This is a genomic window from Massilia varians (genome assembly GCF_027923905.1).
Classification (GTDB): Bacteria; Pseudomonadota; Gammaproteobacteria; order Burkholderiales; family Burkholderiaceae_D; genus Telluria; species Telluria varians_B.
In genome coordinates, this window is the sequence record NZ_AP026966.1 from 3,653,545 (window position 1) to 3,668,521 (window position 14,977).

Below are 14,977 nucleotides of genomic sequence, written 5' to 3' on the forward strand. Positions count from 1 at the left end.
CTCAGCGTGAGGTCGGCGCGATCATGCCGCGCAGGCCGCTGGTGCGGTGGGTGCGCTCGGCGATGGCTTCGTGCAGCGCGGCGCCGGGAGGCGTCACTAGCGTGAACATCTCGCTGGCGCGGGTGATGCCGGTATACACCAGCTCGCGGGTGAGGACGGCGCCGCGTTCGCGCGGCAGGGCCAGCACGGTATGGCGGAACTCCGAGCCTTGCGACTTGTGGACCGTCATCGCGAAGGCCGTCTCGACGTTGCGCAGGCGGGTTGCGAGCACGCTGCGCACCGTGTCGCCTTCGAGGAAGTACACGCGCAGGGCGCCCGGGCGCGCCGGATCGGGCAGCGTGAGGCCGATGTCGCCGTTGTAGACCCCGGTCCCGTAGTCGTTGCGGGTCACCATCACCGGGCGGCCGACATACCACTCGCCGCTCGGGCGCAGCAATCCGGCCTGGGCCAGGCGCCGCGCCACCGCCTCGTTCAGTCCGCTAACGCCCCACTCGCCGTCGCGCACCGCGCACAGGATGCGGAAGGACTCGAAGCGCTGCAGGACCTGACGCACCCATTCTTCATGATTCGTGTTCAATCCGGCCCTGGGGCCGGTATTCAACACGTCCAGGTAAGAACCGTAGCCGGACTGCGCCAGCTGCAGCAGGTGCTGCTGCTGGGCGTTTTCGATCCAGCGCACGCTCGGCTCGGCGGCGCGCAGCACGCTTTCGGCGCGCACCGCGTCGCCCGCATTCACGGCCAGGGCCAGCTGGCCGATCGGCCCGCCGAAGCGGCGGCTGTGGCGCAGCATCACGGTCTGCTGGGCCAGGGCGCCGGCGTCGCCCAGGAATTCGCCCGGTAGTTCCTCGCCGCTGGCGGCCAGGACGTAGTCGCAGGTGGCATCGGTATAGCCGCCGGCGCCGGCGTTATGGCACAGGTCGCCCAGCACGGCGCCCGCCTCCACCGAGGCCAACTGGTCCTTGTCGCCCAGCAGGATCAGGGTGGCGCCCGGCGGCAGCGCATCGAGCAGCGCCGCCATCATCTCCAGGTGCACCATCGAGGCCTCGTCGACGATCAGGACGTCGACGTCGAGCGGATTGCCGCGGTGGTGGGCAAAGGCGCGGGTATCGGGACGCGCGCCCAGCAGGCTGTGCAGGGTGCGCGCGGCGCCCATGCGCAGCGTCAGTTCGCGCAGCGGCAGGGTCGAGCCGACCTTGTCGGCCAGCTCGCCCAGGGCCTTGTCGATCGACTGCTTGAGGCGCGCCGCCGCCTTGCCGGTCGGCGCGGCCAGGGCGATGCGCTGGCTGCCCGCCTCGGGTGCGGTGGCGAACAGCAGCGCCAGCAGGCGCGCCACGGTATAGGTCTTGCCGGTGCCGGGGCCGCCCGTGATGATGGCCATCGAACCGCGCAGCGCGATCGCGCAGGCCAGCTTCTGCCAGTCCGGCCCCTCCCTGCTCCCCTGCGAGGCGAACAGCATGTCGAGCCAGGCGCGCACCGCTTTCTCGTCCACCGCGCGGGTGCGCGTCGCGCGCTCGCGCACGGCCTGGGCCACCAGCATCTCGTCGCGCCAGTAGCGGCGCAGGTAGAGGCGGTCGCCGTCCAGCACCAGCGGCTGGTCGTAGTCGAAGGCGCCGACGTCCCAGACCTGCTGGCAGCCGGAGAGCGCCTGGGCCCAGCCCTGTGCGTTCCTGGGCAGCGGGCCGGCGGCGCGCGCAAGCAGCTTCCATTGCTCGTCTTCCCAGCCGAGCAGCCCTGCGGGACCTGCGGCCAGGTCGGCCAGCTGCAGGCAGCTGTGGCCCTTCCCTTCCAGCTCGGACAGCACGCTCGTGGCCAGCACCAGCGCAGGCGGCGCCGCCCCAAGCGAGGCCACGAAGCGGGCGAAGGCGTAGGACAGGCGGCGCAGCTCGCCGGTTTCGCTCAGGCGCGCCAGCTCGCTCCACAGCAGCGCGATGTCGGCTTCATGTTTAAGCATGATGGTCCTTGTCCAGCAATGCTTCCAGTCCGGCCAGGAGTTCCATGTCCGGGCCCAGCACGCAGCAGCCGCACGTGTCGGCATTGGCGATCCCGCGCAGGAACAGGAACACGGCTCCGCCCAGCTGACGGCATGGATCGTAGGCGCTTCCCAAGCGGCTCTTCAGGAGGCGATGCAGCGCCAGCATGTAGATGGTGGCCTGGATGTCGTAGCGGTGCTCGGCCATGCCCAGTTCCATCGCGGCCTGGGTGTAGGCGGCGTCGCCCGGGCCCAGCGCATTGGTCTTGTAGTCGAGCACCCAGTAGCGGCCCTCGTGCTCGAACACCAGGTCGGCGAAGCCCTTGAGCATGCCGTGCAGCACCCGCTCCGGCAAGACCGGACGGTCCAGGCCCTTCATGATGCGCGCGCGGCACAGGCGGTCCAGCTGCACCACGTCGAGGCGCTCGCTGGGGAACCAGAATTCCAGCTCCGGCACTGGCGCAGTTTCACCCCGCAGGCCGCCCAGGGCCGCGCCCAGCGGCGGCAGCGGGGTCGTGACCACCGCGTGCAGCCAGGCCAGGGCGTCGTCCAGGCGGTGGCCCCAGCCGGCGCGTTCGATGCGCTGGCCAAGCCTGAGCATGAAGTCCGGCTCGTCGGCGCGATGAAAACCTTCCGCCGCCATCCATTCGAGCTGTTCGTGCATGAAGTTGCCGGGCACCGAGCCACGCGGGAAGCGGTGCCAGGGCGCGTCCTCGATGCGCGGCGGCGTCAGCACCTGCGGCGCCTCTTCCAGCAGGGTTTCTTCCTGGGCGCGCATCGGCGCCGGCGGCGGGGCGACCACCGCCACGGCATGGCGCACCAGCGAGGTGAAGGAGCCGATCGACCAGTCGCGCTCGAAACTGGCTTCGTAGCGCGGGGCTCCCAGGAGCTCCGGACGCACGTCTTCGCGCGCCAGCAGGGTGCGGCCCTGCGCCTCGGTCAGGTCGTGCAGCACGATGCCTTCGACGCCGCCGCGCAGGCGCTCCAGCCGCTCGCGCAGCAGTTCGGCCGCGATCTTCTCGCCGCCGCCCAGCAGGTAGCCGAGCGCCGACTCGTGCAGGCGGTTCTCGTTCTTGCTGCGGCCGCTGATCGGGGCCGCGCCCAGCCATAGGTAGTGGCGCGCGCGGGTGAGCGCCACGTACAGCAGGCGCAGGTCCTCTTCCAGGCGCGCGCGGTCCACCGCCTCCAGGGACGCGTCGTCCATGGCCAGGTCGAGCCGGCGCGTGCCGTCGCTGCCGACGAACTCGAAGAAGGCGCGGTTGCGACGGTCTGTCCGGCGCGCGGTCACCGCGAACGGCAGGTAGACCAGCGGGTATTCCAGGCCCTTCGACTTGTGGACCGTCACCACCTTGACCAGCTCGGCATCGCTTTCCAGGCGCAGCACGCGCTCGTCGCCGCCTTCGCCCAAACCCTCGACCTGCTCGGCCAGCCAGCGGATCAGGGCCTGCTCCCCTTCCAGCTGGCCGCTCGCTTCCTGCAGCAGCTCGGCCAGGTGCAGCAGGTTGGTCAGGCGCCGCTCGCCGCCCGGCTGGCGCAGCAGGCGCGCCGGCAGGCCAAGTTCGTGCACGAAGCGGCGCAGCATGGCCAGCACGCCCTGGCGCTGCCAGGCGCCGTGCAGGTTCTTCAGCTGCTCGACACGCTCTTCCCAGGCCACTTCGTCGCTCGAGAGCCGGGCCAGTTCGGCCAGCGGCAGGCCGGCGGTGCGGGTGGCGAAGGCCGCCCGCGCCAGGATGCCGTCGAGCGGGTTGGCCACCGCGTACAGCCAGCGCAGCACGTCGGCCGCTTCCTCGCTCTCGACCACCGAATCCTTGTCGGACAGGTAGACGCTGGCGACCTTGCGCTCGACCAGGGCGCGGCGCACCGCGCTCGCCTCGCGCCGGTCGCGCACCAGGATCGCGATATCGGCCGGCATCAGGCGGCGGAAACGCTCGCCGTCCGAGAAGCCGACGCGCTCGTCGCCCAGCAGGCCGACGATGTGCTCGGCGCAGTGGTGGGCAAAGTACTCGCGGTACTCTTCTTGGTTCATCGGGCCGGCGCAGCACACCGACATCGCATGCTGGGCGCCGCCGGCTCCCACCAGGCGCTCACGGTGGCCCTTGGCCTTGACGGACTCGAAGGGCAGCGGATTGTCCTCGCCGCGGCGGAAACGGAAGGCGCCCGCGGGATAGCCGCCCTGCCCGTCCGCGCCCTCGGCGTGGCGGAACAGCTGGTTGACCGCCTCCACCAGCTCGCTGGTGGAGCGGTAGTTGACGCCCAGCTGGTAATGGCGGCCGCTGGTGGCGCGGCGCGCCGCCAGGTAGCTGTGGATGTCGGCGCCGCGAAAGCCGTAGATCGACTGCTTCGGGTCGCCGATCAGGAACAGGCCCCGCTCCGGGTCGTTGTCCGCCACCCGGTACAGCAGGTCGAAGATGCGGTACTGGTCGGGCGAGGTGTCCTGGAATTCGTCAACCATCGCCACCGGGAACTGCAGCACGATGCGCTGGCGCAGGGCCTGGCCGTTCGGGCCTTCCAGCGCATCCTTGAGGCGTTCGAGCATGTCGGCGAAGCCGAACTGGCGGTTGCGCGCCTTCAGCTCGCGCATGCGGGCGGCGATGTGGCTGGCGGCGTGGCGCAGCAGCGCGTGCGACAGCGGCTGCAGGCGCGCCAATGCGTCCCGCAGTGGCGCGGTGAAGCCGAAGCAGGCTGGCACCTCGGCCACGAAGTCCTTGCTGAAAGCGTCATTGATACCGTCTGGGCACAGGCGCTTCCATGCCGTCTCGTTCAGGTCGGGCAGCAACCGCGCCGGGTCGATCGCCCAGGCGCGCAGCGCCTCGAACCACTTCACCAGCGAGTCGGCGCGCATCTTGTTGCCGTTGAAGCACTTCGGGTTGCGCTCGCGCTGGCCGGCGATCCAGCTTTCCATCTCGTCGGCGCGGGCGCTCCAGCCCTCCTTGAGGCCGGCCAGTTCGGCGCGCAGCGCCGCCTGCACGCGCGACACCAGGGAGCCGAGCGGCTCGGGCGCGCATTCGCCCAGCAGGTGGGTGCGCGTCACCAGCTCGCGCACGCCCCCCTTCAGGGCCTCGACATCGCGCCAGCATTCGCGCACCGAGGCCAGCGCCTCCGCGCCCAGCGGGTAGATGTGCTGGCGCCAGTAGTCGTGGGCGGCGTCCTCGAACAGGGCGCGCTCGTCGCTGACCAGCTCTTCGTCGAACAGGCTGCCGGAGTCGAAGGCGTGCTCGCGCAGCATGCGCTGGCACCAGGCGTCGATGGTGAAGATCGCCGCCTCGTCCATCGTCTCGGCCGCCAGCACCAGGCGGTGGGCGGCGACGCTGCGCTCTGCGTCCGTGGGATAGGCATCCGCCAGCTCGGCCAGGTAGGGGTCGTCGATGTCGTGCTGGCCACGGAAATAGGCGGCCGCCTCGACCAGGCGCTCGCGCACGCGGTTGGCCAGCTCGCGCGTGGCCGCGCGGGTGAAGGTCATCACCAGGATTTCGCTGGGCAGCAGCGGGCGGGCAAAGGCGGTCTCGCCGCCGTGGCCGAGCACCAGGCGCAGGTAGAGCGCGGCGATGGTCCAGGTCTTGCCGGTGCCGGCCGAGGCCTCGATCAGGCGCGTGCCGTGCAGCGGGAAGACCAGGGGTTCGAGCTGCTGGCTCATGCCGCCTCCCCTGCCGCGTCGCCGCCCAGGGGCGCCACCTGCACGCCGGTCTCCAGCCACTCGGCCAGCGGACCATACAGGTCGCGCGCCACGTGCGGCCAGTCGCCGGCCGCGACCAGGGAAGCGAAGTCGGGCCACAGGCGCGCCAGGCACAGTTCCTCGACTTCGCCGGACAGTTCATAGCTGCCGTCGTATACCAGGCGCGCATCCGCTTCGACCGCGCCTTCGCGCAGCAGCGCCAGCGCGGTCTTGCAGGCCACGCCCAGCGGGCGGTCGAGGTTGGTGCGCCACAGCGTGACCAGGTCGTGCAAGGTGGCGGCCGCCTCGATCGGGTTCAGGGCCGGCATGGTGAGGATCGCATCGCGCGCCACCAGATGGCCCGCCACCGGGGCGCCGGCGGCGCTGGCCGCCAGCTGGCGCAGCCAGGCGCCGATCAGCTTGTCGCCGCGCGGACGGCCTTCGCGGTCGAGCACCTTGGAGGACACCTGCATCAGCCAGGCGGTCTCGGTGCCGTCGGAGCGCAGGCGGTCGATCCAGTCGTCCAGCACCAGGCCGTCGGCCAGCCCCAGGCTCACCGCGCGCTTGGGCGCACTGTGGGGGAAGCGCGCGCCCAGCTCCAGCCAGGCGCTGCGCACCGGCACCAGGCCGTCGACCAGCTCCTGCTGCCACTGGCGCCCCATCAGGCCGATCGGCAGCACGCCTTCGCGCGCCAGCCGTTCCGCGCGGCCATTCAAGGCCGTGCGCACGTCGTGCAGGGCTTCCATCGGTCCGCTGTCGTCGAGCAGATGGTCTTCGATGAAATAGCGCTCGAGCGCGTCCAGCGAAAACGGTTCCTCGTCCTCGCCCACCACGGCGGCGTCGGCGAACACCACGCCCAGGCGGCGCCGGAAGAAGTAGCGGGCCGGCTGGCGCAGGAAAGCCGCCAGTTCGCCCAGCTTGAGCACCAGGCCGGGTTCGATCTCGTAGGGCGGCAGGGTGTCGACGCCTCCGGCCTCCGGCTGGTCCTGCCCGTGGGCGGTGCGCCACTCGCCGGCATAGGTCAGCAGGCCACCGCGCTCGAAATAGCGGCGGCTGAAGGGCTGCAGCGCATGTTCCGTGGTGCGCTCGGACAGGTCGAGATTCCAGCCGCTCTTCAGGTAATCGCGCAGCTGGGCCACCAGCACCGAGGCCGGCTGCTCGCTGTTGTCGCGCACGTTGCGGCCGACCCAGCTCAGGTACAGCTTGTCGCGCGCCGACAGCAGCGCTTCCAGCATCAGATAACGGTCGTCGTCGCGGCGCGAGCGGTCGCCCGGGCGCGCCATGCCGGGCAGCGCCAGGAGGTCGAAGTCGGCCTGATGGCTGCGGCGCGGGAAATCGCCATCGTTCATGCCAAGCAGGCACACCACGCGGAACGGCACGGCGCGCATTGGCATCAGGGTGCAGAAGGTCACGCCGCCCGAGACGAACTGGTGGTTCAGGGTCGGCTGGTCGAGCTGGCCGAGCCAGGACTCGCGCATCACCGCCAGCGGCACCGGTTCGCTGAACTGCGCGCTGTCCGTGGTCTCGAGCCAGCACTGCAGCGCTTCGTTCAGCTGCGCCAGGGTCAGGCGGTCCGCTTCGATGCCGGGATGGAAGAAGGCCGCCAGCAGCGCGCGCGCCGCCTCGCCCCACTCGCCTGGCGTGCGCGGCCGCACCAGCTCGGCACGCCAATGCAGGAGGTTCTCGATGAACTGGGCGAGCGAGCCGGCCAGCGCCGCATCCAGGCCGCCCACTTCGGCATAGGGTTCGATGTCGCCGAAACTGGCGCCGGCCCCGCTCGCGTAGCCGAGCAGCATGCGGCGCACCCCGAAGATCCAGGCATTCTGCTCCCCGACCGAGGCCAGGCCCAGCCCGGCGCGGTGCTCGCGATCCAGGCCCCAGCGCACGCCCGAGCCTTCGATCCAGCGGCCCAGGATCGGCAGGTCGTCGGCGGCCAGGCCGAAGCGGCCGGCCACCGCCGGGACATCGAGCAAGTCGCGCACCTCGCTCTGGCGGCAGCGCTGCTGCGGCAGGCGCAGCAGCCATTCGAGCGCCACCAGCAGCGGATTGACGCTGCGGTCGCGCATGTCGCCGATTTCAAAGGGAATGTGGCGCGGGTCGCTGCGCCGGTGCTGCTCGAACACCGCATGGATCGCGGCCGAGAACACGTCGATGTCGGGCACCATCACCACCACGTCGCGCGGGCGCAGGCTGGGGTCCTGGGCGAACCAGGACAGCAACTGGTCGTGCAGCACCTCGACTTCGCGCTGGACGCTGTGGGCGATGTGGAATTCGATCGAGCGGTCCGCGCGCGGCGGCGGCGTGCCGGGATGCTCGGCGGGCGGCAGCAGGTCGCGCACCGCGGCCTGCACCTGCTGCAGCAGGGTCACGCCGTCGGATTCGTCGAACAGGTCGACCCGCAGGTTCTCGTAGCGGCTGCCCTCGCCCTGGTCGAACTCGTCGAGCATGCGCACGAAGTCGCGTCCCTGCCGGCCCCAGCTCGCCAGCAGCGGGTGGCTGTGCATGTGCAGTTCCTCGACCGGCACGCTGGCCAGGTCGGCGCCGCCGCGCGGCTGCTGGCGCCGGCGCGCGGCCTTGAGCAGCTCGCGGCCCTCGATGATGTCGCCCCAGTAGAAGCGGCAAGGGTTGGGCACCGCGAACAGCACTTGCGTGTGGCGCGACAGCGCGGCGATGGCCTGCAGGGTCTGGTAAGGCAGGGTCGACATGCCGAACAGGATCACGCGGCGCGGCAGGCGCGACACCGGCTCGCGTCCCGCTTCCACCGCGGCCAGGAATTGTGCGTGGATGCTGGCGCGCCCGGTGACGCGCTGCTCCTGGGGCAGGCTGGCGTGGATTTCGCGCCACAGGCAGGCCTGCCACTTCAGGTCGGGACCGAGCGGCGCCGGCTCGCCGGCCGCGCGGCGCAACTGGTCGCGTCCCGCTTCCCAGTCGGCCAGCCAGTCGGCGCGGTAGACCTGGTACTGGTCGTACAGGTCGGCCAGGCGCTCGGCCAGCTGCAGGCGGCGCTCGGGGCAGCCGTCGCCCAGGAATTGTTTCAGCGGCGCGTAAGGGGCGTCTTCCACCAGCGCGGGCAGCAGGCGCATCAGGCGCCAGGTGAGCGGGTCCTTGTCGAAAGGCGCGCGGGTGGGCACGCGCTCGCGCCCCAGCATGCCGCGGTAGGCTTCCCACAGGAAGCGCGCCGGCAGCGCCACCCGGGTGGCGGCGCACACGCCCATGTCCTCGGCCAGGGCGATCTTGAGCCACTCCGCGACCCCGTTCGACTGCACCAGGATGGTCTCCTGCTCGAGCGGTCCCAGCGGGTGCGCGCGCAGCCAGTCGAACATGGCGCTGCGCAGCAATTCCATCTGGTTGCCGTGCAAAATTAACAAGCCGGGGGTGATCGCGGAAGACATCGGAACAGTTGGGTTGCTCAAGGGGCAAAGCATACCCGTTTTGACCGTCTCACGAAAGGCTTGGCGGAGGTACTTGGCCCTTTAACAATATCCAAAACACAAGGTCATCCCTGGTCGTGGACGCGCGCGCCAAGGCGGGCGCCGATCTCGCGCTCGACGCGCGCCAGCTGGGCGCGCAAGCGCGCCGCCAGAGCCCTGGCCTGAGCCGGACGCGCGGCCTGGCTTTCGATCTCCTCGCACAGGGAGGCGAACGGGCCGGCGCCCACCGCGCGCGCCGAGGACTTGAGGCGATGCGCCAGCGCGCCCACCGTCGCCATGTCGCCGGTCGCCAGGGCCGCATCGATGTCCGCCAGGGCGTCGCGCGCGCTGGCCAGGAACAGGAAGGCGTACTTGCGCATCCGATCGCGCTCGCCCCCGACACCACGGGCCAGCGCATCGAAATCGACCGCGCCGGCGCCGGGCGCCGGGATCGTCACCACGTCCGGCGCCGGCGCCGCGCTGCGGCCGAGGCAGCGCGCAATGGTGGCGGCCAGCAGTTCCGGCACCACGGGTTTACTCAGGAATTCATCCATGCCGGCCTGCAGGCAGCGCGCCCGGTCCTCCACCCCGGCGTTGGCGGTCATGGCGATCACTAGGGTGCCGGCAAGCTGGGGGTCCTGGCGGATGCGGCGGGTCGCTTCCAGCCCGTCCATGACGGGCATCTGCACGTCCATCAGGACGCAGTCGAAACGGCGCCGCCGCATCGCCTTCAGCGCCTCGAGGCCGTTGCCGGCCACGCTCACCTCGGCGCCGGCCTGCTGCAGCAGCTCGCGCCCGACCTGCTGGTTGAAAACGTTGTCCTCGACCAGCAGCAGCGCGCAGCCGTCCAGGCGGGCCCCGTGCGCCGCCCCCAGGCCGGCACCGGCGCCGCCGCCCTCTTCCGGCGCCAGGTTCAGCGCCAGCCGCGCGGTGAACCAGAAGGTGCTGCCCTGCCCCGGGGTGCTGTCGACCCCGACCTCGCCATGCATCAGCTCCGCCAGCTGCTTGCTGATCACCAGGCCCAGGCCGGTGCCGCCATGGCGCCGCGTGGCCGAGGGGTCGGCCTGGTGGAAGGGCGTGAACAGGCCGGCCAGCTTGTCGGGCGCGATGCCGATGCCCTTGTCCTGCACCTCGAAGCGCACCAGGAGCTCGGGGCCGAAGGCGTGGTCGAGCCGCGCGCGCAGCAGGATGCGGCCGTGCTCGGAGAACTTGACGGCGTTGCCGGCGAAGTTGAGCAGCACCTGCTCCAGCCGCAGCGGGTCGCCGCGCAGGGGACGCATCAGCTCGGGGGCGATCTCGATGTCGAAGCCCAGTCCCTTGCCGGCGGCCGCCTGTCCCAGCTGCTGCTCGACGTTGCGCATGACCCGCTCGAGCATGAAGCCGCGGGTCGCCAGTTCCAGCTTGCCGGCCTCGATCTTGGAAAAGTCGAGAATGTCGTTGATGATGCCCAGCAGGTGCTGGCCCGAGTGGTAGATCTTGTCCAGGTAGCCGCGCAGCTGCGGATCGGGATGCGCCTGCAGCGCCAGGTGGGTCATGCCGATGATACTGTTCATCGGCGTGCGGATTTCGTGGCTCATGTTCGACAGGAAGTCGCTTTTCGCCCGGTTGGCGGCGTCGGCGCGCGCCTTGAGCTCGTGCAGCGCCGTGACGTCGGTCGAGATGCACAGCACCGCCGGCATCTCGCCCTCCGGGTAAAGGGGCACGCGTACGCTCCACATCTGGCGCACGCTGCCGTCCGGCAGCGCCAGTTCGACCTGGCAGGCGTGGCGCTCGCCGCCCTCCAGCACGGCGCGGTCGCGTTCCCAGTTCTGCTCGGCATTGCCCGCCGAGATCACGTCGAGGTCGCGCTGGCCCACGATCTCGGCCGCCGGGCGCCCGAGCAGCGCCGCGATTTTCGCGTTCACGTAGCGGAAGCGGCGCGCGCTGTCCTTCAGGTAGACATAGGCGTCCAGGTTGTCCAGCACCGAATCGAGCAGCAGGCGCTGGTCGAGCGCGGCGCGGCGCGAGCGGTACAGGTTGAAGAACAGGGCGAAGCCCAGCAGGCTCACCCCGAAGCCGGAGCCGAAGGCCAGCAGCGGCAGGGTACGGTCGGTGCCTGCCGCCATCGCTGCGCGGTCGGCCGAAAAATGGGCTTTCCAGCGGGTGCCGGCATAGTCGATCGGAAGCAGGGTCGTGAAGCGCCCTGCCGCCGTGGGCTGGCCGCGCACGTCCGGCCCCAGCAGCAGGCGGTCGCCCGGATCCAGGGCGAGCGGCGTCCCGGACGGCGTTTTTCCGGCCGGCCCGGTCTCGCTGTACAGGCTGAGCGCCACCGGCTGGCCTCCTTGCGGGCCGAGCGCGCGGCGCACCAGTTCGTCGACCGAGAACGCAATCCCGATACTGCCCATGTAGCGTGCGCGCCGCTCCTGCACCGTGGCCGGCAGACCGCCGCCCAGGTACAGCTGCTCGCGCATGCCGAGCGCCGTGTGCGGGGTGGGATGCTGCAGGCGCACCGGATTGCCGGATGCGCCGAGGCTGCCCTCGTCGCGCGTGCGGGCCACCACCGCGGCGATGTGGGGCTGGGCCGCGATGTCGACGCCGAGCCGGTCGTTCGGCTGCGCGGCCGGCTCGACCCAGGTGATCACGGCATACCAGGGACGGCGGCCGGCCGGCCGGATGTCGAAATCCGGATAGCCGCGCGGGTCGACGCTGCGGTCCTGGCGCACGCCTGCGACGAAAGCCTCGCGCCGGGCATCGGGCACGTAGGCGATGAAGGACACCGCCTCGATCGCCGGAAACTGTGCCGGCAGGTCAAGCGCCTTCACGTAGCGGTGCAGGCGCAGCCGCGTCAGCGGACCTTCGCCGGCAGTATGCAGGGCGGCCAACCCGCGCACCACCTGGGTATACGAGACGATGGCGTTCGACACGCGCTCCTGGGCCAGCCGCGCCACGGTCTCGAAGCGCCGCCGCGCGTCGTCCTCGACCGCCCCGGCGGCGACGCGGTAGCACAGCGCCCCGACCGCGAGCGACAGCGCGAGCCCGGCCACCCAGGGGGCGGCGCTCGCGCCCTGCTGGGCCGCACCGGGCGTATTCACTGCGGAACTAGCGGTCATTGAAGAATCCATGCTCTGGAGTGCGGGATCTGCCTGCTCGATGTTGCTAGTATAGGCAAACGCAGGCCCGGCTTGCTCAACAATATTCACATCGCAGCCAATGAATTCAGCCACGACGCCATCCGCCCCCGACGACCCCTACCTCTGGCTCGAAGAGGTCGACGGCGCCCGGGCCCGCGCCTGGGTCGAAGGGCGCAACCGGATCACCGAGGCCGAGCTGGAAGCGCAGCCTGCCTACGGCGCCCTGCGCGCCCGCCTGCGCGCCATCCTCGACTCCGACGAGAAGATTCCCTACGCCGGCTGCCATGCCGGCCTGCTGTACAACTACTGGCGCGACGCCGTGCACGCGCGCGGGATCTGGCGCCGCACCACCCTCGACGAGTACCGCAAGGAGGCGCCGGCCTGGGAGACCCTGATCGACCTCGACCTGCTTGCGCGCGAGGAAGGCGAGAACTGGGTCTGGGGCGGCGTCACCTGGCTCGAACCCGATGGCGCGCGCTGCCTGGTCTCGCTGTCGCGCGGCGGCGGCGACGCCCGCGTGGTGCGCGAATTCGACGCGATTGAGCGCCGCTTCGTGAGCGATGGCTTCGTCCTGCCGGAGGCCAAGAGCGACGTCGCCTGGATCGACCAGGACACCCTGTTCGTCGGCACCGACTTCGGCCCCGGCTCCCTGACCGACTCCGGCTATCCGCGCATCGTCAAGGAGTGGCGGCGCGGCACTCCGCTCGCGGCCGCCGCGACGGTGTTCGAGGCCCGGCCGGACGACCTGTCCGCCTCGGCCTGGGTCGATGCGACGCCCGGCTTCGAGCGCGCGTTCGTGCAGCGCCAGATCGGCTTCTACAGCAGCGAGCTGTTCCTGCGGCGCGGCGGCCGCCTCATCAAGGTGCCCAAGCCGGAGGATGCGAATGCCTTCGCGGTGCGCGACCAGCTCGTGATCGAGCTGAGGTCGAGCTGGGAGACCGGCGGCGCGATCTATCCGCAGGGTGCGCTGCTGGCGGCCGATGTCGATGCGTTTCTCGACGGCGGGGCGGTCTTCGAGGCCCTGTTCCTGCCCGCGCCCGGCACCTCGCTGGACGGCGTGACGGTCACCCGTGACGCCCTGCTGCTCACCGTGCTCGACAAGGTCAGGAACCGCATCGTCGAACTGCGCCGCGAGGACGGCCGCTGGCAGGCGCGCGACCTCGCGCTGCCCGACATGGGCGCGCTCGACACCTGGGCCTTCGACCGGATCGCCTCGAACCGCTACTTCCTGACCATGACCGGCTTCACCGAGCCGTCCACCCTGTACCTGATGGAAGCGGGCACGCAGGCGCGCGAGCCGCTGAAAAGCATGCCCGCCTTCTTCCGGGCCGAAGGCCTGCAGGTGCACCAGTTCGAGGCGCGCTCGAGCGACGGCACCCGCGTGCCCTACTTCGCCGTGATGCACCGCGACACCCGGCCGGACGGCGACAACCCGACGGTCCTGTATGGCTACGGCGGCTTCGAGGTCTCCCTCAAGCCAGGGTATGCCGCGCTCAGCGGCGCCGCCTGGCTGGAAGACGGCGGCGTCTACGTGGTCGCCAACATCCGCGGCGGCGGCGAGTTCGGTCCCGGCTGGCACCAGGCGGCACTGAAAGAAGGCCGCCAGCGCGCCTTCGACGACTTCATCGGCGTGGCCGAAGACCTCATTGCACGCAACATCACCAGTCCGCGCCGGCTCGGCATCATGGGCGGCAGCAATGGCGGCCTGCTGGTGGGCGCCGTGCTCACCCAGCGCCCCGAACTGTTCAATGCCGTGGTCTGCCAGGTGCCGCTGCTCGACATGCGGCGCTACCACCTGCTGCTGGCCGGCGCGTCCTGGATGGGCGAGTACGGCGACCCGGACGATCCCGCCGAATGGGCCTGGCTGGCCCGCTACTCGCCCTACCACCGGGTGCGCGCCGGGGAGCGCTACCCGCGCGTGCTGTTCACGACCTCGACCCGCGACGACCGCGTGCATCCGGGCCATGCGCGCAAGATGGCGGCGCGCATGCTGGAACAGGGCCACGATCTGCTGTACTGGGAAAACCTCGAGGGCGGCCATGCCGGCGCGGCCGACAATGCGCAGACCGCGCGCATGTGGGCCCTCACCTGGACGTTCCTGCGCCGCCAGCTCGGCAAGGATCAGGCGGCCTGAGGGGTCATGCGGGGCGCATACAGCGCCTCCCAGGTGGCGCGCACGTCCACATAGAAGGCGACCGCGTTCTCGATCCCGATGCGCTGCGGCTCGCCGAAGCGGCTGGTGACCACGCCGGCGCGCCGGGTCAGGCGCTCCATGGCGGTGGTGGTCACCGTCACGTAGTGGGTCAGGCCGTTCTCGATGCCGTAACGGATCACTGCCTCGAAGCACTGCATCGTCATGTCCGAAAAGCCGTAGCGGTTTTCCTTGTCGGTCTCGAGGGCGAAGCGCGACAGCTCCCAGATGTGCGCGTCGCTCGGCGCCGCGCGGCCCTCGAGCAGCTGGGGAAAAGAATCCTTGAGCATGTACGGCCCCTCGGTCGGCAGCAGGCGCCAGCAGCCGAGCAGCGCGCCGGCGGGTTCGCGCATCACCATATAGGCCGGGTCCAGCGCGTCGTAGCCGTCGATCTCCATGCCGGACATGACGGGCACCTCCCAGCCGAGCCGCCCGCTGAACACCTTGGCGCGCAGCGTATGCATTTCCCACAGGTCTTTGGATTTGAATTCACGGCGTGCTGCGATTTTGATTTGCATCGTCATTTTAGAGCCCCTGGTTAATGGCACTTCGAAAAACCTGCTTCGCGACGGTTTTGCGAGGTGTCCTTGTGGTGGATCAATCTATGCACTTCGCATACAAGATTCATGCATCACGGGCAGAACC

General features: G+C 70.6%; 6 protein-coding genes. 1 reads left to right on the forward strand and 5 read right to left on the reverse strand.

Annotated elements, in window-relative coordinates; translation table 11 throughout:
* Window position 1: 1 nt before the first annotated feature.
* From recD to MasN3_RS16440, 4 genes are all read right to left on the reverse strand, one after another.
* Window positions 2–1,951: an exodeoxyribonuclease V subunit alpha gene (recD, locus tag MasN3_RS16425; RefSeq protein WP_281908600.1), complete on the reverse strand. Its 1,950-nt coding sequence runs from the start codon at window positions 1,949–1,951 to the stop codon at window positions 2–4.
* Complete coding sequence (gene recB / locus MasN3_RS16430; protein ID WP_281908602.1) at window positions 1,944–5,603, reverse strand: exodeoxyribonuclease V subunit beta; 3,660 nt, start codon at window positions 5,601–5,603, stop codon at window positions 1,944–1,946. The genes recD and recB overlap by 8 nt, the downstream gene beginning before the upstream one ends.
* Complete coding sequence (recC, locus tag MasN3_RS16435) at window positions 5,600–9,013, reverse strand: exodeoxyribonuclease V subunit gamma (protein ID WP_281908603.1); 3,414 nt, start codon at window positions 9,011–9,013, stop codon at window positions 5,600–5,602. The genes recB and recC overlap by 4 nt, the downstream gene beginning before the upstream one ends.
* A gap of 104 nt (window positions 9,014–9,117) precedes the next feature.
* Window positions 9,118–12,120, reverse strand: coding sequence for a CHASE domain-containing protein (locus tag MasN3_RS16440; protein ID WP_281908604.1), 3,003 nt, complete (start codon window positions 12,118–12,120; stop codon window positions 9,118–9,120).
* 100 nt (window positions 12,121–12,220) lie between these two features.
* On the opposite strand from MasN3_RS16440, the gene MasN3_RS16445 reads away from it, so the two are divergent.
* Complete coding sequence (locus MasN3_RS16445) at window positions 12,221–14,275, forward strand: prolyl oligopeptidase family serine peptidase (RefSeq protein ID WP_281908605.1); 2,055 nt, start codon at window positions 12,221–12,223, stop codon at window positions 14,273–14,275.
* Here the strand turns inward: MasN3_RS16445 and MasN3_RS16450 are convergent.
* A complete protein-coding gene (locus MasN3_RS16450) occupies window positions 14,263–14,856 on the reverse strand; it encodes an acyl-homoserine-lactone synthase (RefSeq protein ID WP_281908606.1) in 594 nt (197 codons plus the stop codon). The genes MasN3_RS16445 and MasN3_RS16450 overlap by 13 nt on opposite strands.
* Window positions 14,857–14,977: the final 121 nt, after the last annotated feature.

Coding starts and splice junctions, on each gene's coding strand:
- recD (WP_281908600.1), bottom strand. CDS start 1,951: ATGCTTAAACATGAAGCCGACATCGCGCTGCTGTGGAGCGAGCTGGCG.
- recB (WP_281908602.1), bottom strand. CDS start 5,603: ATGAGCCAGCAGCTCGAACCCCTGGTCTTCCCGCTGCACGGCACGCGC.
- recC (WP_281908603.1), bottom strand. CDS start 9,013: ATGTCTTCCGCGATCACCCCCGGCTTGTTAATTTTGCACGGCAACCAG.
- MasN3_RS16440 (WP_281908604.1), bottom strand. CDS start 12,120: ATGACCGCTAGTTCCGCAGTGAATACGCCCGGTGCGGCCCAGCAGGGC.
- MasN3_RS16445 (WP_281908605.1), top strand. CDS start 12,221: ATGAATTCAGCCACGACGCCATCCGCCCCCGACGACCCCTACCTCTGG.
- MasN3_RS16450 (WP_281908606.1), bottom strand. CDS start 14,856: ATGACGATGCAAATCAAAATCGCAGCACGCCGTGAATTCAAATCCAAA.